The following is a 26,215-nucleotide window of genomic DNA, read 5'->3' on the forward strand; positions in this document are numbered from 1 at the left end:
CAGGGGGCGATACCAGCGGCCCGGCGGAGCCGGTTCCGCGGCATCCCTGGGTTGGGGTACGCACGAGACAAGCCCTGGCGGGGGGTCCCTATAATCCGCCGTGATCTAAAAAGCCCCCGACGAGCCCCACACTGAGGACCCAATGAGCGACGAAGTGCAGCACCCGGCCACAGAAGAAGCCCACACCGGCCCGATCAAAAATCCCAAGCAGCTCCTGCTGGCGGTATTTTTCTCGTTCCTCGCTCCCATCCTGATCATCGCGGGCCTCGTCTCGTACGTGGTCTCGGGGAACCGGCCTTCGGGTTCCGAACAGGGCGAAGGCCTCTCGCTCTACGGCGTGTCCAAGGATGTGCGCGACCGCGAGATCGGCGAGCGCCTCAAGAAGGTGGGCTCCATCGAAATCCGCGATGCCAACCGGCAGCTCGCCACCGGCGAAGCCGTGTTCAAGGCGCAATGCGTGACCTGCCACGGCTCCCCCGGCATTCCCGCCGCGCCGCACTTCAGCGATGCTGCGGCCTGGGGCCCCCGTATCGGCCAGGGCTATGCAACGCTCCTCGAACACGCGCTCAAGGGTTGGAACGCCATGCCCCCGCAAGGCGGCGGCGATTTCGACGACCTGGAAATCGGCCGTGCCGTGGTCTACATGGCCAATGCCGGCGGCGCCACCTTCCCGGTGCCGGACAAGCCCGCCGGAGCGCCGACCGACGGCGCCACGACCGCCGACGCAGCCAAGCCCGCCGAAGGCACCGCCAAGTAAGGCCCCCGGCCCCCAAAGAAACGAGCCCGCAGAAGCGGGCTCTTTTTGTCCGCGCAGCGCTCAGTACGATGCGGCGGGCTGGGCCGGCTGCCTTGCCGCCGGACTCGTCACGTAGCCGAAGCGGGCCGGCAGATCGGCCGCGCGAACGTCCTCGGGCACCCAACGGCCCTGCTCGACCGCCTCCGACGCCAGGCCGACGTCCTGCGTGTGAACGAGGCCGAGACCGATCGGCGCGACCAGGTACAGCTTGCCTTCCTCGTCGAGCAGACAGGCCGAAGGCTCGACGGGCTCACCCGCGTGCGACCGTACCGAGAGATCCTCGCCGACGCGCCAGATCCACGGCGTGGCCTCGAGTTCGACATAGACGCGCTGCGGCCCGTTCTGGAAGAACCATTGGCCCTGCCCGTCGCACTCGTAGTTGCGCTGGATGAATTCGATCAGCTTCTCGTGCCGGAGCATCGAGCCCTTCGACGCCGCGAACGGACCGGCCGCCTGCGTGGGCGCGTCGCGCAGATACCAGTTGCCGCGCGCATCGAGGCCGAGCCAGCCGTAGCAATGCGGCACGTTCGGCCACTTTGCGAGCGCCTGTTTGACGATGTCGTCCATATCGCGGGTATTTTGCGCGGCTAGCGATCCGCGAGCCAGCCGATGACGCGCTCGGGCATGCCGAGCACGTGGCCGGGGGAAAGCCGAGCGGGAAGCCGACGTGGCCGCCGTGGGCGGGCTGCCAGAGCGTGACATGGCGGCCGACTTCACCCGGCCGCGGCAGGCTGGCGGCTGGCACGAAAGGATCGTTGACCGCATTCACCACCAGCGCCGGGATCTCGATCCGGTGCAGGTGCGGCTTGGCCGAGCCGCGGCGCCAGTAGTCGTCGGCGTCGCGAAAGCCGTGCAGCGGTGCGGTGAAGACATCGTCGAAGTCGTGCAGGTCGCGCGCCGCGAGGAGCTTGTCGCGGTCGAAGAGGCCCGGGTGCTGCGCCAGCTTGGCGAGCGCCTTGGGCTTCATGGTCGAAAGGAACATCGGCGTGTAGACGAACCTGTTGAAGCCCCGGCCGATCGCGGCGCCACCGGCCGCCAAGTCGAGCGGCGCGCAGATGGACGCGACCGCGCGCACGCGCTTCGCGGCCTCGCCGCCCGCCTCTTCCGCCCACCGCATCAGCGCGTTGCCGCCCAGCGAGACGCCCACCGCCCGGATCGCGCCGCGGCCCTGCTGCAGGCGCGCGAGGATCCAGTCGATCTCCTCGAAATCGCCCGAGTGGTAGGCGCGCGGCGCGAGGTTGATCTCGCCGCTGCAGCCGCGGAAATGCGGCACCGCGTAGTCCCAGCCGTTTTCCAGCGCGAAGGCCGCGAACGCCTCCGCGTAATGGCTGTGCGAGGAGCCTTCGAGTCCATGGAAAAGCACCAGCAGCGGCCTCGGACCGGCGCCTTTTTGCGCCTCGAGGAAATCGACGTCGATGAAGTCGCCATCCGGTGCGGTCCAGCGTTCGCGCCGGTACGGCGGCAGCGGCGTCATCACGCGCCGGCCGTACAGGGCGGCCCAGATGGTCTGGAGGTTGCCTCCAGGCAACCAGCGCGGTGCGACGTACTGCATCAATGAAGGGTCTGCGGCGCCTCGGCGGCGTCGCCCGGCTCCTGCGTGCTGCCCGGGCTCGCATGGTGCGCGACCATGCGCCATCCCTGCGCGGTCTTGTGATAGACGTTGGTGGCGAGCACGAAGGCGTGCTTGCGCCCTTCGGTGGTCAGCACTTCGATGCGTTCGAGCACGTTGTGCACGGCGCTCGCGAGCGACTCGACCTTGCGCACGCGCGCGGGTGTCGCGTGGATCGCGCCGCCGTTGCCGAACATGTGCTCGAAGGCCGCGCGGATCGCGTCGGCGCCCACCAGCCGCGGGCCGCCGGGGTGGACACAGAAGATCTCGTCCTCGTCGGCCCAGCAAGCCATCAGCGCGTCGACGTCGCCGCTTTGCAGCGCCTCGTAGAAAGCCGCCTCGACGTCGTCGGCGGTGCCGCCGACGGTCGCGGCGCGGAGTCTGGTTTTGGTGGACATGGGGTGATCTGCCGGAGGGGTCGATTTTGCCTCGTGCACGCGTCGGCGGGTCCTTCAGGGCGCCCCGGCGATCCAGGCTTCGACGGTTTCGCGCACATCGCCCTGGGCCGCACGCCAGACCGTCTCCGGCGCCATCACGCGCGCGCCCGGGGGCGCCAGGCGCAGCGCGACGTCGACTAGCTCGGCGACCTTGGAGGCGCGCACCGGCTGCTCGCTCGTCGGCACCATGAAGCGCGTGATCGAGAGCATCCAGGCGGCCAGCCGCTCCGCCGGGTTCGCCAGCCGCGGCTTGGCCGGCTTCTGCGCCGAGCGCACGAGGATCACGCGCTCGAAGCCCTCGGCCACCACGGCCTGCTCGTCGAGCGAGGCGAGGCCGCGCTTGAGCGCCTCGGGCAAGCGCCCCTGGGCATGCGGCTGGACGATCGCGAGGGATTCGACGCCGCTCGCGCGCAGCCACCGCGCGAGCGCCGGCAACTGGTCCGGCGCGGGCGTCCAGAGTGCGCGTTCGCGGTCGTAGTAGAGGCGCGGCGGCTCGAAGAGGATGAGTGCCGTGTCGGCTTCCACCGGCGGCCATTCGTCGATCGGCGCGTCGGGCGCGAGCACGGTCTCGACGCCGGCGATGCCTTCGCGGATCGGCTCGCGCACCAGCACGCGCGTGTGGTCGAAGCGGTGCCGGCCGGCCGGGCGCCGGACCAGTTCCTGCCCCAGCACGCCGGTCGCGCCGGCAATGAGGAGCGTGCCCGTGCCCGCATCGACACCTTGCTGCGGCGGGCCTCGCCGGCCCGCCTGCAATGCGTGGATGGGATCGACCGGCATGGCGCTATGCTACCTTTCGCCCAATTCACAACAAGGGACCTCGATGATGAAACGCTGGCTGATGATCATCCTCGCCGCACTCGCCCTCTCGGGCTGCGGCTACAACGACTTCCAGCGGCTCGACGAGGCCAGCAAATCGGCCTGGAGCGAGGTGCTCAACCAGTACCAGCGCCGCGCGGACCTCGTTCCGAACATCGTGGCCACGGTCAAGGGCGAAGCCAACTTCGAGCAGGAGACGCTCACCAAGGTGATCGAGGCGCGCGCCAAGGCCACCTCGATCCAGGTGACGCCCGAGACGCTCAACAACCCCGAGGCTTTCAACAAGTTCCAGCAGGCGCAGGGCGAGCTGTCGAGCGCGCTGTCGCGCCTGATGGCGGTGTCGGAGCAGTACCCGAACCTCAAGGCCAACCAGGCCTTCCGCGACCTGCGCGTCACGCTCGAAGGCACCGAGAACCGCATCACCGTGGCGCGCAACCGCTACATCCAGACGGTCCAGGAATACAACGTGCTGGCGCGCAGCTTCCCGACCAACCTGACAGCGAAGATCTTCAACTACGACCCCAAGCCCAACTTCACGGTGCAGAACGAGGCCCAGATCTCGACGCCGCCGACGGTCGACTTCAGCGCGCCGAAGAAGTGAAATCACCCCCATGCGAGCTTCACCGGTTTCATGGGCTGCAGGCAAGTCATGGCGCAGGAGGTCGCTAAGAAGATGGTCATCGTCTGGCGCGCACTGACGGCACTGCTGCTGTTCGCGGCGGCGCTGCTCGGCGGACATGCGCGGGCGCAGGACCTGCTGCCGGTGCCGAAGCTCGATGCGCGTGTGATCGACCAGACCGGCACGCTCAGCCCGTCGGAGCGCAGCGCGCTCGAAGCCAAGCTGCAGGCCTTCGAGCAGCAGAAGGGTTCGCAGATCGTGATGCTGATGGTGCCGACCACCGCGCCCGAGGACATCGCGAGCTACGCCAACCGTGTCGGCAACACCTGGAAGATCGGGCGGCGCGACGTCGGCGACGGCATCCTCGTGATCGTCGCCAAGAACGACCGCAAGATGCGCATCGAGGTCGCCAAGACGCTCGAAGGCGCGGTGCCCGACCTCGCGGCGGCGCACATCATCGACGAGGCGATGAAGCCGCGCTTCCGCCAGAACGACTTCGCGGGCGGGCTCGACGCGGCGGCGGACCAGCTCATCGCGCGCGTGAAGGGCGAGCCGCTGCCGGAGGTCGATGCGCGCGGCGGTGATTTCGGCGGCGACGGGCGCGGCGGCGACGGATTCAACTGGCAGGACCTCGCGGTGTTCTTCTTCATCGCCGTGATGGTCGGCGGGCCGATCGCGCGCCGCATTTTCGGCAAGATCCCGGGCTCGCTGGCGATGGGCGGGATCACCGGCTTCGTCGTGCTGATGCTGACGTCGAGCATCGTGATCGCGGTGCTCGCGGGGCTGGGCGCCCTGCTCTTCACGCTCCTGTCGATGGCGTTCGGCTCCGGCCCGTTGCGGCGCGGCGGCGGCTGGGGCGCGGGACGCGGCGGTGACGGCTGGGGCGGCGGCGGGTCGTCCGGCGGCGGCTTCGGCTCGGGCGGCGGCGGCAACTTCGGCGGCGGCGGCGCCTCGGGGGATTGGTGACCATGGCTTCGCTGTCTTCACGTCTCGCGCGCATCTGGCGCCATCGCTGGGTCGACGAGGCCCATGTGCGACGCGCCTTGCCGGCCGAGATGCTCGATCGCCTGGAGCGCCGCGTCGGCGCGAGCGAGCGGCGGCACAGCGGCGAGATCCGCATCTGCGTCGAGGCCGGCCTGCCGATGTCCTACCTGTGGCGCGATGCGACGGCGCGCGAGCGCGCGATCATGATGTTCAGCAAGCTGCGCGTCTGGGACACGGCCCACAACAACGGCGTTTTGATCTACCTGCTCTTGGCCGACCACGCGATCGAGATCGTGGCCGATCGCGGCATCGATCTGCACGTGGACGACGCGGCGTGGGCTGCGACGGCCGGGCACATGGGCGAGGCGTTCCGCGAAGGGCGCTTCGAGGACGGGCTCACGCAGGCGCTCGAAGAGGTGTCCGCGCTCCTGGTCGAGCACTTCCCGCTCGCCGAGGGCGAGAAGGACCGCAACGAGCTGCCGGATGCGCCGGTGATCCTCTGACCCCGGCCTGCGAGCGCGTTTTTAGCCTAACAAGACTTGACTTCGGCCAGATTTGGATCGAAGCCATCCGAGGCATCGTCGTCACGCGTGTCGGTTCCGCTGCCGAAGTCCATCCAGTCGTCTCCGAACAACTCGACCGGGTGCTGCGTGCGCTCGGAGCCGTTGCCGCACATCATCGAGTCGGACGGGCAATAGCGATCGCAGCCCCAACAGACACGCTCGGGGTGCGCGGGCTTGATGGGGAATTTCTTGGCCATGGTGCGGCGGCGACGCAATGCTGCTGGTGGCATTCTGCATACACCCCGATGCGACCGCATTGAGCTTCATCAACGACGGGCCATCCACGCCGCACGCCAATGAAAAAGCCGCCCAAAGGCGGCCTCCTTCTTCGCCAGAAACACCGCGGAACCGGCTTGGCCGGGCCGCTGGTGTTGCCCCCGGCAGGGGTGCCCGAGCTACACGAAGTGAGCGAGGCTGGGGGCGAGCTATTTCTTCTGACGATACTTGCGCAGCGCAGCGATCTGCGCCGCCATCACGGTCAGTTCGGACTGGGCCAGGGCGATGTCGATGTCGCTCTTGGCGTTCTTCAGTGCCTCTTCGGCGCGGGCCTTGGCGGCGCTGGCCTTCTCGTCGTCGAGGTCCTTGCCGCGGATCGCGGTGTCGGACAGCACGGTCACCGTGGTCGGCTGCACTTCCAGGATGCCACCGGCCACGAAGACGAATTCCTCGCCGCCGTCGGCCGTCTCGATGCGCACGGCGCCGGGACGGATGCGCGTGATCAGCGGCGTGTGGCGCGGGTAGATGCCGAGCTCACCGGCTTCGCCGGGGAGCGCGACGAACTTGGCCTCGCCCGAGAAGATGGACTCCTCGGCGCTGACCACGTCCACGTGAATGGTGTTCGCCATCTGCTAATTCCTTCAGTTTTCCACTGACCCGCGATGCGTGACCTTGGCGCAGCCCAACCCAGGGCACCCGCGGAACCGGCTTTGCCGGGCCGCCGGGTGCGCCCCCGGAGAGGGGAGCGCCGAAGGCGCATGGGGGTGAAAGTCATTTCAAGCGACCTTCTTGGCCTTCTCGAACGCTTCGTCGATGCCGCCCACCATGTAGAACGCCTGTTCCGGCAGGTGGTCGGCTTCGCCGTTGACGATCATCTTGAAGCCGCGGATGGTCTCCGACAGCGGCACGTACTTGCCCGGCGAGCCGGTGAAGACTTCGGCCACGTGGAAGGGCTGCGACAGGAAGCGCTGGATCTTCCGGGCGCGGGCCACGGCCAGCTTGTCTTCCGGCGCCAGTTCGTCCATGCCCAGGATCGCGATGATGTCGCGCAGTTCCTTGTAGCGCTGCAGCGTGCCCTGCACTGCGCGGGCCACGTTGTAGTGCTCTTCGCCGACCACGTGCGGGTCGAGCTGGCGCGAGGTCGAGTCGAGCGGATCCACGGCGGGGTAGATACCGAGCGAAGCGATGTCACGCGAGAGCACCACGGTCGAGTCGAGGTGGGCGAAGGTCGTCGCGGGCGACGGGTCGGTCAAGTCGTCCGCCGGCACGTACACGGCCTGGATCGAGGTGATCGAGCCGACCTTGGTCGAGGTGATGCGCTCCTGCAGGCGGCCCATTTCCTCGGCCAGCGTCGGCTGGTAGCCCACGGCGGAAGGCATGCGGCCCAGCAGCGCGGACACTTCGGTACCGGCCAGCGTGTAGCGGTAGATGTTGTCGACGAAGAACAGAACGTCACGGCCTTCGTCGCGGAACGACTCGGCGATCGTCAGGCCGGTCAGCGCCACGCGCAGACGGTTGCCCGGCGGCTCGTTCATCTGGCCGTAGACCATCGACACCTTGGAGTTCGCCGGGTTCTCCTGGTCCACCACCTTGGCGTCCGACATTTCGTGATAGAAGTCGTTGCCTTCGCGGGTCCGTTCGCCCACGCCGGCGAACACCGACAGGCCCGAGTGCGCCTTGGCGATGTTGTTGATGAGCTCCATCATGTTCACGGTCTTGCCCACGCCGGCGCCACCGAACAGGCCCACCTTGCCGCCCTTGGCGAACGGGCAGACCAAGTCGATCACCTTGATGCCGGTTTCGAGCAGGTCCTGCGAGGGCGAGAGCTCGTCGTACTCCGGCGCCTTGCGGTGGATCGGCGCGGTGAGTTCCTGGCCGACCGGGCCGCGTTCGTCGATGGGGTTACCCAGCACGTCCATGATGCGGCCCAGCGTGGCCTTGCCGACCGGCACCGTGATGGGTGCACCGGTGTTGACCACGGTGATGCCGCGGCGCAAGCCGTCCGACGAACCGAGCGCAATGGTACGGACGATGCCGTCGCCCAGCTGCTGCTGCACTTCGAGGGTCAGGCCGCCGCCTTCGTACTTCAGGGCGTCGTAGATCTTCGGCATGTGGTCACGCGGGAACTCCACGTCGACCACGGCGCCAATACATTGAACGATCTTGCCTTGAACTGCGTTTTCTTGAGCCATCATCTGCTCCGATAAAAATTAAATCTGGTTGACGTCCGACACCTGGCTGGCTCAGACGCCAGCAGCGGCCGCAGCGCCGGAAACGATCTCGGACAGCTCTTTGGTGATGCCTGCCTGGCGGGTCTTGTTGTAGACCAGCTTGAGTTCGTCGATCACGTTGCCGGCGTTGTCGGTGGCCGCCTTCATGGCGACCATGCGGGCCGACTGTTCGGAAGCCATGTTCTCCGCGACGGCCTGGTACACCAGCGATTCGACATAGCGCACCAGCAGCTCGTCGATCACGCTCTGCGCGTCGGGCTCGTAGATGTAGTCCCACGAGTGCTGGCCTTGTTCGGTCTTCAGCGATTCCGCGGGCAGCGGCAGCAGTTGCTCGACCACCGACTCCTGGCGCATCGTGTTGATGAACTTGGTGTAGCAGAGATAGACCGCGTTGAGCTTGCCCTCGGCGTAGGCGTCGAGCGCCACCTTGACGGGACCGATCAGCTTGTCGAGGTGCGGCGTGTCGCCCAGCTGGGTGACATGCGACACCACGCGAGCGCCGACGCGGTTCAGGAAACCCAGGCCCTTGTTGCCGATGGCCACCGCCTCGATGGCCGTGCCGGCCGACTGCAGCTCGCGCATCTTGGCCGTCACCGCACGCAGCACGTTGGTGTTCATGCCGCCGCACAGTCCCTTGTCGGTCGTGACGACGATGAAGGCCGCCGCCTTCGCGTCGTGCGGTCTCATGAACGCGTGGGTGTACTCCGGATTCGCCTGGCCGAGATTGGCCGCGATGCTGCGGATCTTCTCGCTGTAGGGGCGGGCGGCACGCATGCGATCCTGCGCCTTGCGCATCTTCGACGCGGCCACCATTTCCATGGCCTTGGTGATCTTCTTGGTGTTCTCCACCGATTTGATCTTGCCGCGGATTTCCTTACCGGCTGCCATTGGGGCTCCTTGCTCCGTCGATCAGGCGAACGACTTCTTGAACGCGGCGACGGCTGCGCTCAGCTCGGCTTCGGCGTCCTTGTCGAGGGCCTTGGACTGCTCGATCTTGTCGAGCAGCGCGCCATGGCTCGCCTTCAGGAATTGATGCAGACCATGCTCGAACGACAGAACCTGCTTGACGTCGAGATCGTCCATGAAGCCCTTGTTCACCGCGAACAGCGATGCACCCATCAGCGAGATGGGCAGCGGGCTGTACTGGGCCTGCTTGAGCAGTTCGGTCACGCGGGCGCCGCGGTCGAGCTGCTTGCGGGTCGCTTCGTCGAGGTCGGAAGCGAACTGCGCGAAGGCTGCGAGTTCACGGTACTGGGCGAGGTCGGTACGGATACCGCCCGACTGGCCCTTGATGACCTTGGTCTGCGCCGACGAACCCACGCGCGACACCGAGATACCGGCGTTGATGGCGGGGCGGATACCGGCGTTGAACAGGTTGGTTTCCAGGAAGATCTGGCCGTCGGTGATCGAGATCACGTTGGTCGGAACGAAGGCGGACACGTCGCCGGCTTGCGTTTCGATGATCGGCAGTGCCGTGAGCGAACCGGTCTTGCCCTTGACTTCACCCTTGGTGAAGGCTTCGACGTAGTCGGCGTTCACGCGGGCAGCGCGCTCGAGCAGACGGCTGTGCAGGTAGAACACGTCGCCGGGGTAGGCTTCGCGGCCCGGCGGGCGGCGCAGCAGCAGCGACACCGGCGGTAGGCGACGGCCTGCTTGGACAGGTCGTCATAGATGATCAGCGCGTCCTGGCCGCGGTCGCGGAAGTATTCACCCATCGTGCAGCCGGAGTACGCGGACACGTACTGCATGGCGGCCGATTCGGAGGCGGAGGCTGCAACGACGATGGTGTAGTCCATTGCGCCGGCTTGTTCCAGGGAACGCACCACGTTCTTGATCGACGAGGCCTTCTGGCCGATCGCGACGTAGACGCAGGTCATGTTCTGACCCTTCTGGTTGATGATCGCGTCGATCGCCACGGCGGTCTTGCCGGTCTGGCGGTCGCCGATGATCAGCTCGCGCTGGCCACGGCCGATCGGTACCATCGAGTCGATGGACTTCAGGCCCGTCTGCATCGGCTGGTCGACCGACTGACGAGCGATCACGCCCGGGGCGACCTTCTCGATCACGTCGGTCATCTTGGCGTTGACCGGACCCTTGCCGTCGATCGGCTGACCCAGGGCGTTCACCACGCGGCCGATCAGCTCGGGGCCGACCGGCACTTCCAGAATGCGGCCGGTGCACTTGACGGTGTCGCCTTCGGAGATGTGCTCGTACTCGCCCAGGATCACGGCGCCGACCGAGTCGCGCTCGAGGTTCAGGGCCAGGCCGAACGAGGGCGTGCCGTCGGCCGTGGGCGGGAACTCGAGCATTTCGCCCTGCATGGCGTCCGACAGGCCGTGCACACGCACGATGCCGTCGGTCACCGACACCACGGTGCCTTCGTTGCGGATGTTCGCGCTGACGCCGAGACCCTCGATGCGGCTCTTGATCAGTTCGGAAATTTCTGCGGGATTGAGTTGCATGACTCTTTCCTTCTTTCGTTAAGGGGGCTGGCGGCCTCAGGCCACCAGCGCAACTTTCATTTGTTCAAGACGCGCTTTGACGGAGGTGTCGAGCACTTCGTCACCGACCACGACGCGGATGCCGCCGATCAACGACGGGTCCTGCTGGACCGTGACCTGCAGCTTGCGACCGAAGCGCTTTTCGAGCGTGGCAGCCACGCTGCCCAATGCAGCCGCATCGATGGGGAAGGCGCTGTACACCACGGCATCGGACGAACCGCTCTGTGCGTTCGCCAGGGCCCGGAACTGCCTGGCGATTTCCGGCAGCGCAGGGAAGCGCCCGTTCTCGAGCAGCGCCGCGAGGAAGTTGTTCGCGGCAGGCGGCAGGGACGCGCCGAACGCGCCGGCAACCACGCCGATCACCTGATCGGTCGTGACCTTCGGGTTGTCCGCAAACTGCTGGAGTTCGGGGTTGGCGCCAATGGCCGCGACCTTCTCGAGCCAGGCTGCCGCGCCGCTCAGATCCGACGCCGAGGCCTTGAACAGCGCTTCGGCGTAGGGACGTGCAATGGTGGCGAGTTCTGCCATGGCTGATCAGAGTTCCGTCTGCAGGCGGGCCAGCAAATCGGCGTGGACGGCCGGATTCACTTCCTTGCGCAGGATCTGTTCGGCGCCCTTGACGGCCAACGCAGCCACTTGCTCACGCAGGGCTTCGCGCGCCTTCATGGCCTGCTGGTCGGCTTCGACGCGGGCGGCCGCAATGATCTTGTTGCCTTCTTCCGTAGCGCGGGCCTTGGCCTCTTCAACGATGGCCTGCGCACGACGTTCGGCATCTGCAAGACGCTGGGCCGACTCGTTGCGAGCCTGGCCGAGTTCAGCCTCGACGCGCTTGTTGGCGGCGCTCAGCTCGGTCTTGGCCTTGTCGGCAGCAGCCAGGCCTTCGGCGATCTTCTGGGCACGATCGTCCAGCGCCTTGGCGATAGGCGGCCACACATACTTCATCGTGAACCCGACCAGGATCAGGAACACGATCATCTGGATGATCAGGGTACCGGTAATGCTCACTTTTTGTTCCCTCTCTTTGGGAATGAATCCAACGTCATTCGGCGATGAACGACATGGGTTCGACGAGAAAGCCTGGGCCGATTTACTTGGCGAGGGCGGCGATCTGCGAGAGGAACGGGTTGGCGGTTGCGAACCAGAGCGCGATACCGGTACCGATAATGAACGCGGCGTCGATCAGACCCGCCAGCAGGAACATCTTGGTTTGCAGTTCGCCCATCAGCTCAGGTTGACGCGCGGCCGACTCAAGGTACTTGCTACCCATGATGCCGATGCCGATACAAGCGCCAACAGCACCCAGACCGATGATCAGGCCGGCGGCCAGGGCGACAAAGCTAATAACTTCCATGATGACTCCTAGAGGACTTGGTTGAAGAGAAAAGAAAAAACGAAACCGAGAATCTGCGATCAGTGGTGATCGTGCGCCTGACCCACGTACACAAGGGTCAGCATCATGAACACGAACGCCTGCAGCGTGATGATCAGGATGTGGAAGATGGCCCACGCGGTGCCCGCGATGATGTGGCCGAGCGCCAGCAAGATACCCGTGGCCGAGAGGGTCCACGCACCGCCCATCAGCGCGATGAGCAGGAAGATCAGTTCGCCGGCGTACATGTTGCCGAACAACCGCATGCCGTGCGAGACGGTCTTGGCGACGAACTCGATCAGCTGCATCGCGAAGTTGAACGGATACAGCGCCCAGTGGTTGCCGAACGGTGCAGTGAAGAGCTCATGCACCCAGCCACCCAGGCCCTTGATCTTGACGTTGTAGTACAGGCAGATCAGCAGCACGGAGACCGAGAAGCCCATGGCCACCGAGAGATCGGCGGTCGGCACGACGCGCAGGTAGGCGTGATGCGGATCGTGGCCGGTGGCGCTGTAGCCCTGACCCCAAACCCAGGGAAGCAGGTCGACGGGCAGCAGATCCATGGCGTTCAGCATCAGGATCCAGATGAAGATCGTCAGCGCGAGCGGGCCGACGAACTTGCGGCTCTGCGCGTTGTGGACGATGCCCTTGGCCTGCTGGTCGACCATCTCGACGAGCATCTCGACCGCAGCCTGGAACCGGCCGGGCACGCCCGACGTCGCCTTGCGGGCGGCCAGCCACATGAGCCAGCAGGCCAGCGCGCCGAGCACGATCGAGAAAAACAGCGAGTCGAAGTTGAAAACGGAGAAGTCAGCCACACCTCCAGGCTTGGAGCTTTGAAGATGGGTCAAATGGTGAACGATGTATTCACCAGCGGTTTGACCATGTTCCGCAGCGTTTTCAGCAGCCATCCGTTACTCGTCTCAAAGTTTCGGGCGCCTGGAAGCCAGCATCACAGCCACCCAGGTCGCCTTCATTGTCACCACCAGGCCGATCAGCATTGCTGGCCAGCTCAGCGCCACTACCAGCCTTGGCGCGGCGATCAGCATCGCCATCGTCAAGGCCAACTTGACCATTTCCCACAAAAAGAATCCGAATACCGCAGTACCCGGATTCAGCGAAGCAAACCTGCCGGTCAGCCCCCGTGCAAACACCGCCGCGGGAAGAACCACCGCGAGCGCGCCGTATCCGGCGGACCATCCCAGATTTTGCCTCCCTGTGAACCCCCAGGCGGCCAACGCCACCAGGAGCCCCGCCGCGACCTGAACCGCGATCACGCGCCATGGCGAGATCAACGGCTTCCTGTCGCGCAGCCGCTGCGCCTCCTCGGCAGTCAGCGGCTTGTAATCTTCTTCCAGGTCAAGGGGGTCCTCATGGAATCCCTTCGAGGCATCGCGGGCGATTGTTTTCATTTCGAATGAAGCCCGAATGACGACCCAGAATTTCTACAAAGCCATTGATTATAGGTAGAAAGCCACGCGCTTCGACCAAGTTGGCGACACATGCGAGGAAATGGTCCTTGCGCCCGGATGCCGATTCGGCATCGGCCGGGTTGGAAAGCCACGATCCGCCCCCACCATAATTCCCTATGCACCCGATCATCGACGCGCTCCCGGACTCTCTCTGCTACCTCGACGGCAACTACACACCCCTTTGCGACGCGAAGGTGAGCGTGCTGGACCGGGGCTTCATCTTCGGCGACGGCATCTACGAGGTCGTGCCTGTCTATGAGGGCCATCTCTTCTGCTTCGACGAGCACATGGCACGGCTCGAACGCTCGCTGGCCGAACTGCAGATCCAGAACCCGCTGACTGCGGCGCAGTGGCGCGACATCGCCACGCGGCTGATCCAAGCCTCGCCCGCCGCCGCGCGCGCGGGCACGCAGGGCCTCTACATCCAGGTGACGCGCGGCGTCGCCCCGCGCGATCACGCGATGCCGCAAGGGCTCACGCCGACGGTGTTCGTCATGGTGAACCCCATGAGGCCCGTTCCGGACGCCGTCCGCGCCAAGGGCGTGGCCTGCGTCAGCGCGCATGATTTCCGGTGGCAGAAGGCGCACATCAAGAGCACCAGCCTGCTCGGCGCGGTGCTGGCGCGGCAGATCAGCGTGGAAGCCGGCGCGGCGGAAACCATCATGTTCCGCGGCGACTGGCTCAGCGAGGCGTCGTCGAGCAACGTGTGGATCGTCAAGCAAGGCGTGGTCATCGGCCCGCCGAAGGACGAGCTGGTGCTCACCGGCATCCGCTACGGCCTGATCGAGCGCTTGTGCGCCGAAGCCGGCATCCCCTTCGTGCTCCGCCGCGTCGCGCGCGATGAAGTCTTCGACGCCGACGAACTGCTGCTGTCCTCGGCGAGCAAGGAGATCCTGCCGGTCGTCACGCTCGACGGCCGCACGATCGGCAGCGGCCGACCCGGCCCCATCTACCAGACCCTTTTTGCGGGCTACCAGCAAGCCAAGGAAGACGCAAAGGCGAGCAGCATCCAGGACAACGGAGTCACAGCATGAGTACCCCCTCCCCCAGCACCCCGCCCGCCGGCGCGGCGCCCGACACCCCGGCAGACCCGCGCAGGGATTCGCTGATCGAGTACCCCTCGAAGTTCCCGATCAAGGTCATGGGCGCCAAGGTCGACGGCTTCGTGCATGCGGTGACACAGGTCGCCGAGCGTTTCGACCCGGGCTTCGACGCCAGCACCGTGGAACTGCGCCCCAGCAAGGCCGGCAACTACCTCGGCGTGACGATCACCGTCACCGCGACCAGCCGCGAGCAGCTCGACGACCTGTACCGCGCGCTCTCCAGCCATCCGATGGTCAAGGTGGTGCTCTGAGCCCCCGCCCGGCCGCTCCGAAGGGGGTTCGCACCGCAGCGCGACGCGCGGAGGTGACCCAGTGAGCGCCCTGCTGCAGGTCTCGCTGCTCGGCCGCGTCGACTACGCCGCGACCTACGCGGCGATGCAGAAGGCGACCGAAGAGCGTTCGCCCGATTCGCCCGACCAGCTCTGGATCTGCGAGCATCCGCCGGTCTACACGCAGGGCACTGGCCGGCAAGGCCGACCATGTGCTGAGCCCCGGCGAGATCCCCGTCGTGCAGACCAACCGCGGCGGCCAGGTGACCTACCACGGCCCCGGCCAGGTGGTCGCCTACCCGCTGATCGACCTGCGGCGTGCCGGCTATTACGTCAAGGAATACGTCTATCGCATCGAGGAATCGGTGATCCGCACCCTCGCCCACTTCGGCGTGACCGGGCACCGCGTCAGTGGCGCTCCCGGCATTTATGTGCGGTTGGACGACCCGTTCTCGCATGCCGCGCTGACAGGCCCGGCACACCCGGACGACCCGTTCCGCGGCCTCGGCAAGATCGCGGCGCTGGGCATCAAGGTGAGCCGGCACTGCACTTACCACGGTGTCGCCCTCAACGTGGCGATGGACCTCGAACCCTTCAACCGCATCAACCCTTGCGGCTATCCGGGGCTGAAAACCGTCGATCTTTTTACAATCGGCGTCCGAACAACCTGGGACGAAGCGGCGCAGGTGCTGGGCAGCAAGCTCAACGTCTACCTCGCACCTTGAGCCCCGCCAGAGAGAACGCATGAGCACCCCGCACGTTGAACCCACCGTGGTCCGAGAGGCCCAAAGCGCCGCCGACTACAACCCCTCGGCCAAGCAGAAGGCCGCCGCCAAGCTGTCCCGGATCCCCGTCAAGGTGGTCCAGGGCGAGGTGCTCAAGAAGCCCGAATGGATCCGCGTCAAGGCGGGCTCGCCGACCACCCGCTTCTACGAGATCAAGCAGATCCTGCGCGAGAGCAACCTGCACACCGTCTGCGAAGAGGCTTCGTGCCCGAACATCGGCGAATGCTTCGGCAACGGCACGGCCACCTTCATGATCATGGGCGACAAGTGCACGCGCCGCTGCCCGTTCTGCGACGTCGGCCACGGCCGGCCCGATCCGCTCGACAAGGACGAGCCGCTCAATCTCGCGAAGACCATCGCCAAGCTGCGCCTGAAGTACGTGGTGATCACGAGCGTCGACCGCGACGACCTGCGCGACGGCGGCAGCCAGCATTTCGTCGACTGCATCCGCAACATCCGCGAGCTGTCGCCGCAGACGCAGATCGAGATCCTCGTGCCCGACTTCCGCGGCCGCGACGACCGCGCGCTCGAGATCCTCAAGGCCGCGCCGCCGGACGTGATGAACCACAACCTCGAGACCGCGCCGCGCCTCTACAAGGAAGCGCGTCCGGGCAGCGACTACCAGTTCAGCCTCAACCTGCTGAAGAAGTTCAAGGCGCTGCACCCCGATGTGCCGACCAAGAGCGGCATCATGGTCGGCCTCGGCGAGACCGACGAGGAAATCCTGCAGGTGATGCGCGACATGCGCGCGCACGACATCGAGATGCTGACCATCGGCCAGTACCTCGCGCCGAGCAACAGCCACCTGCCGGTGCGCCGCTACGTGCATCCCGACACCTTCAAGATGTTCGAGGAAGAGGCCTACAAGATGGGCTTCAGCCATGCCGCCGTCGGCGCGATGGTGCGTTCGAGCTACCACGCGGATCAACAGGCGCATGGGCTCACCCCCAGATCGGCTCACTCCGTGTAGCCTCCCACCCCTACCGGGGGCAACACCAGCGGCCCGGCAAAGCCGGTTCCGCGGTGTTTAAAGGACGGGCCTGGCTTCGCCGGCCGGGTTTGAATACCTCTTGGGTCGAGAACATGAACGACTTCGAACGAGCCATCGAACGCGACTTCGGCGTGATCGCCGAACTCGTTCATCTCCATGCCCGGCAATCGCCGGACCGCCCCGCGCTCGCGGATGCGGAGCGCTCCTTGTCCTACGGCGCGCTCGACGCGCTGATGGATCGCATCGCGGCCAGCCTCCAGCGCGACGGCCTGCAGGCGGGCGACGCCATCGCCATCTGCGCGGCATCAAGCGTGAACTACGCCGCCCTCTTCCTCGGCGCGCTGCGCGCCGGGATCGCGGTGGCGCCACTCGCGCCGGGCTCCACGCCCGCGAGCCTCGCGCGCATGATCGAGGATGCAGGCGCGCGCATCCTCTTCGTCGATGCGGCGGCAGCCGAGACCCTCGGGACTGCGGCGGCGCCTGCGGTCCCGCGCATCGCGATCGACGGTTCCACCGCCGGCGGCGACTTCGAGGCATGGCTCGCGCCCGCAGGCAGCGCGCCCGCGCCGGTCCAGCCGCAACCGTCCTGGCCCTTCAACATCATCTATTCCTCCGGCACCACCGGCGAGCCCAAGGGCATCGTTCAGGGCCATGGCATGCGCTGGGCGCACGTGCGGCGCGGCGCGAAGTACGAATACGGTCCCGAGACCGTGACGCTGCTGTCGACGCCGCTCTACTCCAACACCACGCTGGTCGTGTTCTTCCCGACCATTGCCTTCGGCGGCTGCGTGGTGCTGATGCCGAAGTTCGACGCCGCGGCCTACCTGAAGCTCGCCGAGCGCCTGCGCGTCACGCACACCATGCTGGTGCCGGTGCAGTACCAGCGGCTCATGGCGCGGCCCGATTTCGACGCGCACGACCTGTCGGGCTTCCGCTTCAAGTTCAGCACCAGTGCGCCGTTCAACGCGGCGCTGAAGGCCGACGTGCTCGCGCGGTGGCCCGGCGGACTGATCGAGTTCTACGGCATGACCGAAGGCGGCGGCACCTGCATCCTCGAAGCGCATCGGCATCCGGACAAGCTGCATACGGTCGGCCAGCCTGCCGAAGGCAGCGACATCCGCCTCGTCGACGAATCGGGCCGCGAAGTGCCGGTCGGCGAAGCCGGCGAGGTGGTCGGCCACTCGGCCGGCATGATGGTCGGCTACCACCGCCAGCCGGCGAAGACGCGCGAGGTCGAGTGGTTCGACGCGACCGGCAAGCGCTTCATCCGCACCGGCGACGTCGGGCGTTTCGATGCGGACGGCTTCCTCACGCTGTTCGATCGCAAGAAGGACATGGTCATCAGCGGCGGCTTCAACATCTACCCGAGCGATCTCGAAACCGTGGTGCGCGGCCACCCGGCCGTGGCGGACGTGGCCGTGGTCGGCGTGCCTTCCGAGCAATGGGGCGAGACGCCGGTGGCTTTCGTGGTGCGCCGCGAAGGCGATGCCACCGATGCCGACACGCTGCTGCAATGGACCAACGCGCAACTGGGCAAGACCCAGCGCCTCGCGCGGCTGAACTTCATCGACGAGCTTCCGCGCAGCGCGATCGGCAAGGTGCTCAAGCGCGAACTGCGTGAACGCGAAATCCGCTGAGGGCGAAAGCGGCGCCCACAAGGAGGGCGGCGGCAACGGCCTGCTGTGGGTGCTGCTTGCCGCGGCGGTCGTCTTCGCCTTCGTGCGGCCGCGCGCGCCCGCCGACTACCTCCGCCTCATCGACTGGCAGACCATCGGCGCGCTCGCCGGCCTGCTCGCGATCACCCAGGGCGTCGAGCGCAGCGGCATGCTGCAGAAGCTCGCGACGCAACTGCTGTCGCGCACCACCGAACTGCGCCATCTCGTCTATCTGTTGACCGCGAGCGCAGCGCTGCTCTCGGCGCTGGTCACCAACGACGTGAGCCTGTTCCTGCTGGTGCCGCTCACCCGCGTGCTCGCCCAGCAGGCGCATCTGCCGCTCGGGCGTCTCGTGGTGCTGCAGGCGCTGGCGGTCAATGCGGGCTCGGCGCTGACGCCGATCGGCAACCCGCAGAACCTTTTTCTCTGGCACCGCTCCGGCGACAGCTTCATCGGCTTCATGGCGATGATGGCGCCGACCGTTGCGGTCATGCTGTTCTGGCTCTTCGCCGCGATCGGCTTCCTGGTGCCGCGCGCGCCGATCCTGCTCAAGCCCTCGGGCGACGAGGTGCCGGTGCAGCCGCGCCTGCTGACGCTCTCGGGCCTGCTCTTCGTCGCCTTCGTGGTCGCGCTCGACCGGCACCGGATGCTGGCGGGACTCGCGCTGGTGTTCGGCGCCTTCCTGCTGCTGCGCCCGCGCGTGCTGCTCGGCGTGGACTGGACGCTGCTCCTGATCATTGCGCTGATGTTCATCGACCTGCGCCAGCTCGCGGAACTGCCCGCGGTGACCGCGCTGTTCTCGCAGTTGCCGATCCGCGAAGGCTGGCGCGCGTACCTTGCAGCCATCGCGGCCTCGCAGGTGATCAGCAATGTGCCGGCGACCATCCTGCTCGAGGGTTTCGTGCACGACCTGCCTGCGCTCGCGGCGGGGGTGAGCGTCGGCGGCTTCGGCTGCGTGCTGGGCTCGCTCGCGAACCTGATCGCGCTCAGGCTCGCGAAGCTGCCGAACGGGCTGCGCGAGTTCCATCGCATCAGCATTCCGTTCCTGCTGGTGTGCGGCGCGACCGCGCTGCTGTTGAGATAGGCTCGCCCCCAGGCTCGCGCACTTCGTGTCGCTCTCCACCCCCTTCCGGGGGCAATCCCGGCGGCCCGGCGAAGCCGGTTCCGCGGGATTCTCCGAACGGGCCTCGCTTCGCTCGCCTACGGGTGGCACGGCCGGAGAGACGCGTGGAAAATGCGCTGACTTCCATGGGCGCAACACCTTCTCCTCCGAACGGCCTTTCGCTGCGACGCTACGGCGCATCGCGCGGCAGCCATTCGCACGACCACTTCCAGGTGCTGATCGGCCTCGACGGCGTGCTGGACCTGGAGGTCGAAGGAAGGGGCCGCCGCGTCGGCGCCGGGGAGGGCTGGGTGGTCACGCCCGGCGATCGGCACGACTTCGAATCGAGGAACGGCAGCCGCTGCCTCATCCTCGACACCACGCAGGACCTGTGGGCGCAATGCGCCGGCCGTGCACCGCTCGCGCCGCAACTGCCGGCGCTCGCGCGCTATCTCGCGCTGTGTGTCTCCGAGCCCGAAACCTCGCCTTCCGCCCTGCATCACGCACCCGCCCTGCTGCTCGACGCCTGGGGCCCGGCGGTGCCGAATGGCCGCCGCCGCGCGATCGACTGGCAAGGCCTCTCCGACTGGGCGCGAAGCCGCTGGCATCGCCCGCTCGGCGTCGCGGACCTCGCGGCCGTCGTTTGCCTGAGCCCGAGCCAGTTCGCACAGCGCTGCCGTGACGAGCAAGGCATGAGCGCGATGCGCTGGCTGCGCGCCCAACGCCTGCTGCATGCGCGGCAGTTGCGCGACCGCGGCATCGGCGTCGCCGAAGCCGCTCGGCGCACCGGCTACCGCTCGCCCTCGGCGCTGACGGCGGCGATGCGGCGCTCCGTCGACGGCGACTGATCGGCCCAACCCTCGTCGCGCGACGACGCACCGTCGTTTCGCGACGATCGCAGCGCTTAAGCTCGGCGGCCATGTCTTCGACCCTCTACGCGCTCGCCGCCATTGCCCTCTGGGCCACGTTGGCCTCGCTGGGCACTTCGCTCTCGCACCTGCCGCCATTCCTGCTCACCGGCCTCGCGCTGATGATCGGCAGCGCGATGAGCTGGCCGCTGGTGCTGCGCCATCCGCGCGCCTGGGCGGTGCCGGCGCGCACGCTGGCGCTCGGCGTCTACGGGCTCTTCGGCTTTCACTTCCTGCTGTTCATCGCGCTGCGACTGGCGCCGCCCGTGGAGGCGAATCTGGTGAACTACCTCTGGCCGCTGTTCATGGTGGTGCTCGCGCCGGTGCTGCTGCCGCGCATGTCGCTGCGGCCCTTGCACGTGGTGGCCGCCCTGCTCGGTTTCGCGGGCGCGGCGATCGCGATCCTCGGCGCGCGCGGCGCGGCTTCGGGCGGCGGCAGCTACTGGGGCTTTCTGCCGGCGCTCGGGTCGGCCTTCATCTGGGCGAGCTATTCGCTGTGGACGCAGCGCGTCGCGGCCTTCCCGACGACCGCGATCGGGTTGTTCGGGCTGGTTTCCGGTGCGCTCTCTCTGCTCTGCCACTGGCTGCTGGAGCCCTCCGTGGCGCTCTCTTCGAGCGACTGGCTGCTGGTCGCGCTCTGCGGACTCGGCCCGCTCGGCGCGGCGTTCTTTTTCTGGGACATGGCGCTCAAGCGCGGCGATGCGCGGCAGATCGGCATCCTGAGCTACATCACGCCGCTGGCCTCGACGGCGCTGCTGCTCGTTGTCACGCAGCGCCCCCTGAGTTGGACGATTGCGCTCGCGGCGGCCCTGATCATCTCGGCCGCCGTGATGGGCACGCGCGCCGGACGCTGATCAGTCGGAAACCTTGAGCACCAGCTTGCCGAAGTTCTCGCCAGTGAAGAGCTTCGTGAGCGCCTCTGGAAAGGTCTCGAGCCCTTCCACCACGTCCTCGCGGCTCTTCATGCGGCCGTCCTTCAGGTAGGCCGACATCTCGGCGATCGCGAGGGGGTAGCGGTCGGCATAGTCGAACACCACCATGCCCTGCATGCGCGCGCGGTTCATCAGGAGGCTCAGGTAGTTCTTCGGGCCCTGGATCGGCGTGGTGTTGTTGTACTGGCTGATCGCGCCGCAGATGATGATGCGCGCGCCGCGCGTGATCTTCGCGAGTGCCGCGTCGAGGATGTCGCCGCCCACGTTGTCGAAGTAGATGTCGATGCCCTTGGGGCAATGCGCCTTGAGCCCGTCACGCACCGCCGCGGGGCCGGCCTTGTAGTCGATGCAGGCATCGAAGCCCAGCTCCTTGACCACGAAATCGCACTTGGCCTGCCCGCCCGCGATGCCGACCGCGCGGCAGCCCTTGATCTTCGCGAGCTGGCCGACGGTCTGCCCCACCGCACCGGCCGCGCCGGACACCACCACGGTCTCGCCCGGCTTGGGCTCGCCGATGTCCATGAGGCCGAAGTAGCCGGTCATGCCGGGCATGCCGAGCACGTTGAGCCATTGCCCGATCGTGCCGAGCGCGAGGTCGATCTTCGCGAGGCCCGAGCGCTTGATCTCCTCCTGCGGGATGAGCGCGTATTCCTGCACGCCGAGCGTGCCGTAGACGATGTCGCCCACCGCGAAGGCCGGGTTGCGCGACGCGACCACGCGGCCGACGCCGCCGGCGCGCATCACCGCGCCGAGCTCGACCGGCGCGATGTAGCTCTTGCCCTCGTTCATCCAGCCGCGCATCGCGGGGTCGAGCGAGAGCGACAGCGTCTTGACCAGCACGCCGCCTTCCGCCGGTTCCGCGACGGGCTCGGTGGTGAACTGCCAGTCGTCACGGGTGGCCGCGCCTTGCGGGCGCTTGGCCAGGCGGATCTGCCGGTTGCTCAGGGGGTGCTCATGCGCGTGTCTCCTTCGGGGCTGGGGCTGCGCATCGTAGCCCCGGCCGGCGTTACCGCGGGTAGCGAAGGCGACAACGGCGCAGGGTCAGAAGGGGTAGTGGCGCGGCGTGGTCTGCACCGTGATCCAGCGCAGCTCGGTGAAGGCGTCGATGCCGGCCTTGCCGCCGAAGCGGCCGTAGCCCGAATCCTTGACGCCGCCGAAAGGCATCTGCGCCTCGTCGTGCACCGTAGGGCCGTTCACATGGCAAATGCCGGACTCGATGCGGCGCGCGACATTGAAGGCACGGGCGATGTCGCGCCCGAACACTGCGGACGAGAGGCCGAATTCGTTGTCGTTGGCCGTGGCGACCGCTTCCTCGACGCCGTTCACGCGCACCACCGCCTTCACCGGACCGAAGGACTCCTCGCGGTAGATCAGCATCTCGCGCGTGACATGGTCGATGACCGTCGCCGGCATCAAGGTGTTCTCGGCCCGGCCGCCGCACACCAGCTTCGCGCCCTTGGCGAGCGCATCGTCGATGAGCGCATTGCAGCGCGCGACCGTGCTCGTATCCACCACCGAGCCGAGCACGACCGGGCCTTCACGCGGATCGCCGACCGGCAGGCTCTTCGCCTTCGCGGCGAACTTCGTGACGAATTCGTCGGCGATGGCCGCGTCGACCACGATGCGTTCGGTCGACATGCAGATCTGCCCGGAGTTGGCGAAGGCGCCGAACGCGGCTGCGTTCACCGCCGCGTCGATGTCGGCATCGTCGAGCACCACCAGCGGCGCCTTGCCGCCGAGTTCGAGCACCACGGGCTTGAGGTACCCGGCGCAGGTCTGCGCAATGATGCGTCCCACGCGCGTGGAGCCGGTGAAGTTCACGCGCCGCACCGCGGGATGCGCCACCATCGCCTCGACCACCGCGCCCGCATCGGCCGGCGCATTGGTGATGAAGTTGACCACGCCCGGCGGCAGGCCGGCTTCGTTCATCGCGTCGACGATCAGCGCATGCGTCTCGGGGCACAGCTCCGAGCCCTTGAGCACCACGGTGTTGCCGCAGGCGAGCGGCGTCGCGATCGCGCGCGTGGCGAGGATCACCGGCGCGTTCCACGGCGCAATGCCGAGCACCACGCCGGCCGCCTGGCGCACGCCCATCGCGAGGCTGCCGGGCACGTCCGAAGGAATTACCTCGCCGCCGATCTGCGTGGTGAGCGCGGCGGCTTCGGTGAGCAAGCCGGCGGCAAGATGCACGTTGAAGCCGGCCCACATCGCCGACGCACCGGTCTCGCGCGCCATCGCGGTCACGAAATCCGCGGTGCGCGCTTCGAGCGCATGCGCGGCCTTCTGCAGCAGCGCGCGGCGTTCGCCGGGGCCGGTCTGCGACCACGCCGCGAAAGCGGCCTCTGCGGCCTCGACGGCCGCGACGGCGTCGCGCGTCGTGGCCGCAGGCGCCTGCGTCGCGACGCCGCCGTCGAGCGGATTGCGGCGCTCGAAGGTCGCGCCGTTTTCGGCTCGGCGGCGCTCGCCGTTGACGAGCATGGAAATGGTGGTCATGCGAAAGCTCCTCGGAGGAAAGTGGGTGAGGTCAGGCCTTGCCGAGATAGGCGTGGCGGATGACATCGGAATGAAGCAGCGTCTGTGCATCGCCGGATGCGACGACGCGCCCTCGCTCGAGCACATAGCCCCGATCAGCCGCCAGCAGCGCCTTGCGAACGTTCTGCTCGACCATGAGCACGGTGACGCCCTGCGCCGCGATGCGCCGCACGATGGCGAGCAGCTCGTCGACCATGCGCGGCGCCAGGCCCAGCGATGGCTCGTCGAGCATCAGGAGGCGCGGGCCGCTCATCATTGCGCGCGCCACCGCGACCATCTGCTGCTCGCCGCCGCTCATGGTTCCGGCGAGCTGTGATGCGCGTTCCTTCAAGCGCGGAAAGTCTTCGAACGCACGTGCAAGCCGCTGCGCGCGCACCCCGGCCGGCACCAGCCAGCCGCCAAGTTCGAGGTTCTCGGTGACGGTCATCTGCGGGAACAGCTGCCGCCCTTCCGCAACCAGCGCGAGCCCCTGGCGCACGCAGGCGGTCGCGTCCTCCGCCGGCAGCGGTGCATCGTCCAGCGTCACGTCGCCGTGGCGCGGCAGCAGGCCGGCAAGCGCCTTCAGCAAGGTGGTCTTGCCCGCGCCGTTCGGCCCGAGCACCACGGTGATGCCCGGCAGCACATCGATGTCGATGCCCTGCAGCACCTGGAAGCCGTGATAGCCCGCCACGAGTCCGCGAACGGTCATCTGGCTCGCGCTCATTCGGCGATCTCCATCTCGTCACCGAGATAGGCCTCGACCACCTCGGCATTGCGCACCACGTCAGCCGGCGTACCGTCGGCGATCTTGCGCCCCTGGTGCAGCACCAGCACGCGCTCGACGTACTTCAGCAGCGTGGTGACGGCGTGCTCGATCCATACGACGGTCAAGCCGTGCTCGTCGCGCAATTTGCGGATGCGGCGTGCCATCGCGTCGACTTCCGCTTCGGTGAGGCCGGCCGCCACTTCGTCGAGCAGCAGCACACGCGGCCGCGTGCCGAGCGCCATGCCGATCTCGAGCAGGCGCTGCTGCGAGGGCGTCACCTCCGACGCGGGCCGGTCGGCAAGCGATGCGAGCCCGAGCATGCCGAGGATGTCGTGCTCGCTGCGCAGCCCGGCGACGGGTTCGCGATGCCTTCCTGCGAATTCCATGCCGAAGCGCACGTTGTCGGTGAGCGTCATGTCGGCCATCACGCGCGGTGTCTGGAAGGTGCGCGCGATACCGTGCGCCGCATAGCGGTGCGGACCGCGTCCGGTGAGCTCGACGCCTTCGGCGAAAAGATGGCCGCTGGACGGCGCGACGACGCCCGAAACCGAATTGAAGAACGTTGTCTTGCCCGCGCCGTTCGGCCCAATGATGCCCACCAGTTCACCCGCGTGCAGTTGCATGCTGACCGCATCGACGGCGGTGAGGCCACCGAAGCGCACGGTGACTTCGCGGGCTTCGAGCAGGATCGGTCCATCAGCCATGCCCGCTCCTTCGCGTGCCATTGCGCTGCCACAGCGACGCGAGTCCATTGGGCAGGTACATCACGCACAGGATCAGCAGCAACCCCAGCACCATCATGTAGCCGTAGGGCAGTTGCAGCCGCAGCGTTTCCGCCAGCAGGCTGAAGACGATCGCCGCGACCACCGGCCCGCCGATGCTCGCCGCGCCGCCAATGAGCGCGATCAGCACGGTCTGGAAGCCGATGAACGGACTGAATACCGCCGGCGGTTCGATGTAGGTCCAGCGCACCGCCATCGCCGCGCCGACCGCGCCGGCAAAGGCGGCCGTAAGCGCAAAGCCGGCGATCTTGATGCGCCGCGTGTCGACGCCGAGCGTCTGTGCGCGCTGCTCGTCGGCGCCGATGCCCGCGAGCGCGAGTCCGAAGCGGCTGCGCTTGACCGCCATCGCCGTCGCGATCGCGCCGCCCGCGATGACGAGCACCGTGAGATAGACCGTCTCGTTCGACGGCACCACCGCGAGCACACGGCCCACCGTGCCGGAGACCTGCTTCTCGACGAAGGTCACCGCGTGGCGGATCAGCTCGGTCATCCCGAAGGTCAGCACGGCGAAGTAGGTGCCGCGCAGATGCAGCACCGCGGAGCCCATCAGCACCGCGACCACGCTCGCCACCAGCGCCCCGCAGAGGATGACGAGCGGCCAAGGCAGCACCTCGAGCAGGATCGCGCTCGCATACGCGCCGAGCCCGAAGAAGGTCGATGTCGCCAGCGACAGATAGCGCGTCGCGCCGCAGAACAGCGACCAGCTCGTGGCGAGCGCGATGTACATGAGGCAGGAGAGCGCCACCGAGGCCGCGAAATCCGAGGCCACCCACGGCACGCAGGCCGCGAGCGCCACCC

General features: G+C 67.3%; 28 protein-coding genes and 3 pseudogenes. 12 read left to right on the plus strand and 19 right to left on the minus strand.

Annotation, left to right across the window (positions count from 1 at the left end; all coding sequences use genetic code 11):
- Window positions 1–142: 142 nt before the first annotated feature.
- Window positions 143–757 (plus strand): c-type cytochrome, encoded by a 615-nt coding sequence (locus tag ACQ858_RS20295; protein WP_431274349.1) that lies wholly within the window; start codon window positions 143–145, stop codon window positions 755–757.
- A gap of 60 nt (window positions 758–817) precedes the next feature.
- Here the strand turns inward: ACQ858_RS20295 and ACQ858_RS20300 are convergent, their stop codons facing one another.
- The 4 genes and pseudogenes from ACQ858_RS20300 to ACQ858_RS20315 all read right to left on the minus strand — a co-directional run bounded on the left by ACQ858_RS20300 (window position 818) and on the right by ACQ858_RS20315 (window position 3,619).
- Complete coding sequence (locus ACQ858_RS20300) at window positions 818–1,363, minus strand: DUF2946 family protein (protein WP_431274350.1); 546 nt, start codon at window positions 1,361–1,363, stop codon at window positions 818–820.
- Between the two features lie 20 nt (window positions 1,364–1,383).
- Window positions 1,384–2,348 (minus strand): annotated as a pseudogene (locus tag ACQ858_RS20305) (YheT family hydrolase).
- Entirely contained in the window at window positions 2,348–2,803 is a 456-nt protein-coding gene (locus ACQ858_RS20310) for a YybH family protein (RefSeq protein WP_431274351.1), read from the minus strand. The pseudogene ACQ858_RS20305 and the gene ACQ858_RS20310 overlap by 1 nt, the downstream one beginning before the upstream one ends.
- A gap of 54 nt (window positions 2,804–2,857) precedes the next feature.
- On the minus strand, window positions 2,858–3,619 hold the full coding sequence (locus ACQ858_RS20315) for a hypothetical protein (RefSeq protein WP_431274352.1): 762 nt from the start codon (window positions 3,617–3,619) through the stop codon (window positions 2,858–2,860).
- A gap of 46 nt (window positions 3,620–3,665) precedes the next feature.
- Here ACQ858_RS20315 and ACQ858_RS20320 point away from each other — a divergent pair, with 46 nt between their 5' ends.
- From ACQ858_RS20320 to ACQ858_RS20330, 3 genes are read left to right on the plus strand one after another with little or no spacing between them, the layout of a single operon-like run.
- Window positions 3,666–4,259: a LemA family protein gene (locus ACQ858_RS20320; RefSeq protein WP_431274353.1), complete on the plus strand. Its 594-nt coding sequence runs from the start codon at window positions 3,666–3,668 to the stop codon at window positions 4,257–4,259.
- A 48-nt stretch (window positions 4,260–4,307) separates the two neighbouring features.
- Entirely contained in the window at window positions 4,308–5,243 is a 936-nt protein-coding gene (locus ACQ858_RS20325; protein WP_431274354.1) for a TPM domain-containing protein, read from the plus strand.
- A 2-nt stretch (window positions 5,244–5,245) separates the two neighbouring features.
- On the plus strand, window positions 5,246–5,764 hold the full coding sequence (locus ACQ858_RS20330; RefSeq protein WP_431274355.1) for a TPM domain-containing protein: 519 nt from the start codon (window positions 5,246–5,248) through the stop codon (window positions 5,762–5,764).
- 26 nt (window positions 5,765–5,790) lie between these two features.
- On the opposite strand, the gene ACQ858_RS20335 is transcribed toward ACQ858_RS20330, so the two are convergent.
- The 10 genes and pseudogenes from ACQ858_RS20335 to ACQ858_RS20380 form a co-directional block, all read right to left on the minus strand.
- A complete protein-coding gene (locus tag ACQ858_RS20335; RefSeq protein WP_431274356.1) occupies window positions 5,791–6,021 on the minus strand; it encodes a DUF3079 domain-containing protein in 231 nt (76 codons plus the stop codon).
- 228 nt (window positions 6,022–6,249) lie between these two features.
- The gene (locus ACQ858_RS20340; protein WP_088954921.1) at window positions 6,250–6,669 is read right to left on the minus strand and encodes a F0F1 ATP synthase subunit epsilon; all 420 of its coding nucleotides are present in this window, start codon (window positions 6,667–6,669) and stop codon (window positions 6,250–6,252) included.
- A 147-nt stretch (window positions 6,670–6,816) separates the two neighbouring features.
- Window positions 6,817–8,232, minus strand: a complete 1,416-nt coding sequence (atpD, locus tag ACQ858_RS20345; protein ID WP_431274357.1) for a F0F1 ATP synthase subunit beta — start codon at window positions 8,230–8,232, stop codon at window positions 6,817–6,819.
- 51 nt (window positions 8,233–8,283) lie between these two features.
- Entirely contained in the window at window positions 8,284–9,159 is an 876-nt protein-coding gene (atpG, locus tag ACQ858_RS20350; RefSeq protein WP_431274358.1) for a F0F1 ATP synthase subunit gamma, read from the minus strand.
- 21 nt (window positions 9,160–9,180) lie between these two features.
- Window positions 9,181–10,733 (minus strand): annotated as a pseudogene (gene atpA, locus ACQ858_RS20355) (F0F1 ATP synthase subunit alpha).
- Window positions 10,734–10,769: 36 nt separating this feature from the next.
- The gene (locus ACQ858_RS20360; RefSeq protein WP_431274359.1) at window positions 10,770–11,300 is read right to left on the minus strand and encodes a F0F1 ATP synthase subunit delta; all 531 of its coding nucleotides are present in this window, start codon (window positions 11,298–11,300) and stop codon (window positions 10,770–10,772) included.
- Window positions 11,301–11,306: 6 nt separating this feature from the next.
- On the minus strand, window positions 11,307–11,777 hold the full coding sequence (locus ACQ858_RS20365; protein WP_431274360.1) for a F0F1 ATP synthase subunit B: 471 nt from the start codon (window positions 11,775–11,777) through the stop codon (window positions 11,307–11,309).
- 82 nt (window positions 11,778–11,859) lie between these two features.
- Window positions 11,860–12,123 carry a F0F1 ATP synthase subunit C gene (gene atpE, locus ACQ858_RS20370; RefSeq protein WP_431274361.1) on the minus strand — a complete coding sequence of 88 codons (264 nt, stop codon included), beginning with the start codon at window positions 12,121–12,123 and terminating at the stop codon, window positions 11,860–11,862.
- Between the two features lie 59 nt (window positions 12,124–12,182).
- Window positions 12,183–13,052 (minus strand): F0F1 ATP synthase subunit A, encoded by an 870-nt coding sequence (gene atpB / locus ACQ858_RS20375; RefSeq protein ID WP_431274362.1) that lies wholly within the window; start codon window positions 13,050–13,052, stop codon window positions 12,183–12,185.
- A 12-nt stretch (window positions 13,053–13,064) separates the two neighbouring features.
- A complete protein-coding gene (locus tag ACQ858_RS20380) occupies window positions 13,065–13,553 on the minus strand; it encodes an ATP synthase subunit I (RefSeq protein WP_431274363.1) in 489 nt (162 codons plus the stop codon).
- Between the two features lie 176 nt (window positions 13,554–13,729).
- Between ACQ858_RS20380 and ACQ858_RS20385 the strand changes: the two genes are divergently transcribed.
- The 8 genes and pseudogenes from ACQ858_RS20385 to ACQ858_RS20420 all read left to right on the plus strand — a co-directional run bounded on the left by ACQ858_RS20385 (window position 13,730) and on the right by ACQ858_RS20420 (window position 21,280).
- Complete coding sequence (locus ACQ858_RS20385) at window positions 13,730–14,647, plus strand: D-amino acid aminotransferase (RefSeq protein WP_431274364.1); 918 nt, start codon at window positions 13,730–13,732, stop codon at window positions 14,645–14,647.
- A complete protein-coding gene (locus ACQ858_RS20390; RefSeq protein ID WP_431274365.1) occupies window positions 14,644–14,967 on the plus strand; it encodes a YbeD family protein in 324 nt (107 codons plus the stop codon). The genes ACQ858_RS20385 and ACQ858_RS20390 overlap by 4 nt, the downstream gene beginning before the upstream one ends.
- A 124-nt stretch (window positions 14,968–15,091) precedes the next feature.
- Window positions 15,092–15,710: pseudogene (gene lipB, locus ACQ858_RS20395) on the plus strand (lipoyl(octanoyl) transferase LipB).
- A 19-nt stretch (window positions 15,711–15,729) separates the two neighbouring features.
- Window positions 15,730–16,740: a lipoyl synthase gene (gene lipA / locus ACQ858_RS20400; RefSeq protein WP_431274366.1), complete on the plus strand. Its 1,011-nt coding sequence runs from the start codon at window positions 15,730–15,732 to the stop codon at window positions 16,738–16,740.
- Between the two features lie 113 nt (window positions 16,741–16,853).
- The gene (locus ACQ858_RS20405) at window positions 16,854–18,398 is read left to right on the plus strand and encodes a class I adenylate-forming enzyme family protein (protein WP_431274367.1); all 1,545 of its coding nucleotides are present in this window, start codon (window positions 16,854–16,856) and stop codon (window positions 18,396–18,398) included.
- Window positions 18,379–19,500, plus strand: a complete 1,122-nt coding sequence (locus tag ACQ858_RS20410) for an SLC13 family permease (RefSeq protein WP_431274368.1) — start codon at window positions 18,379–18,381, stop codon at window positions 19,498–19,500. The genes ACQ858_RS20405 and ACQ858_RS20410 overlap by 20 nt, the downstream gene beginning before the upstream one ends.
- 164 nt (window positions 19,501–19,664) lie before the next feature.
- Complete coding sequence (locus ACQ858_RS20415; RefSeq protein WP_431276910.1) at window positions 19,665–20,366, plus strand: AraC family transcriptional regulator; 702 nt, start codon at window positions 19,665–19,667, stop codon at window positions 20,364–20,366.
- 71 nt (window positions 20,367–20,437) lie between these two features.
- Window positions 20,438–21,280 carry a DMT family transporter gene (locus ACQ858_RS20420; RefSeq protein ID WP_431274369.1) on the plus strand — a complete coding sequence of 281 codons (843 nt, stop codon included), beginning with the start codon at window positions 20,438–20,440 and terminating at the stop codon, window positions 21,278–21,280.
- Here the strand turns inward: ACQ858_RS20420 and ACQ858_RS20425 are convergent, their stop codons facing one another.
- From ACQ858_RS20425 to ACQ858_RS20445, 5 genes are all read right to left on the minus strand, one after another.
- Window positions 21,281–22,303 (minus strand): NADP-dependent oxidoreductase, encoded by a 1,023-nt coding sequence (locus ACQ858_RS20425; RefSeq protein WP_431276911.1) that lies wholly within the window; start codon window positions 22,301–22,303, stop codon window positions 21,281–21,283.
- A gap of 96 nt (window positions 22,304–22,399) precedes the next feature.
- Window positions 22,400–23,851, minus strand: coding sequence for an aldehyde dehydrogenase (locus ACQ858_RS20430; protein ID WP_431274370.1), 1,452 nt, complete (start codon window positions 23,849–23,851; stop codon window positions 22,400–22,402).
- A gap of 31 nt (window positions 23,852–23,882) precedes the next feature.
- The gene (locus ACQ858_RS20435) at window positions 23,883–24,593 is read right to left on the minus strand and encodes an ABC transporter ATP-binding protein (protein ID WP_431274371.1); all 711 of its coding nucleotides are present in this window, start codon (window positions 24,591–24,593) and stop codon (window positions 23,883–23,885) included.
- Window positions 24,590–25,339 carry an ABC transporter ATP-binding protein gene (locus tag ACQ858_RS20440; RefSeq protein ID WP_431274372.1) on the minus strand — a complete coding sequence of 250 codons (750 nt, stop codon included), beginning with the start codon at window positions 25,337–25,339 and terminating at the stop codon, window positions 24,590–24,592. The genes ACQ858_RS20435 and ACQ858_RS20440 overlap by 4 nt, the downstream gene beginning before the upstream one ends.
- Window positions 25,332–26,213: a branched-chain amino acid ABC transporter permease gene (locus tag ACQ858_RS20445; RefSeq protein WP_431274373.1), complete on the minus strand. Its 882-nt coding sequence runs from the start codon at window positions 26,211–26,213 to the stop codon at window positions 25,332–25,334. Before ACQ858_RS20445 ends, ACQ858_RS20440 begins: the two co-directional genes overlap by 8 nt.
- Window positions 26,214–26,215: the final 2 nt, after the last annotated feature.

The organism is Variovorax ureilyticus, assembly GCF_050632185.1.
In the GTDB taxonomy this organism is placed as follows: domain Bacteria; phylum Pseudomonadota; class Gammaproteobacteria; order Burkholderiales; family Burkholderiaceae_C; genus Variovorax; species Variovorax ureilyticus_A.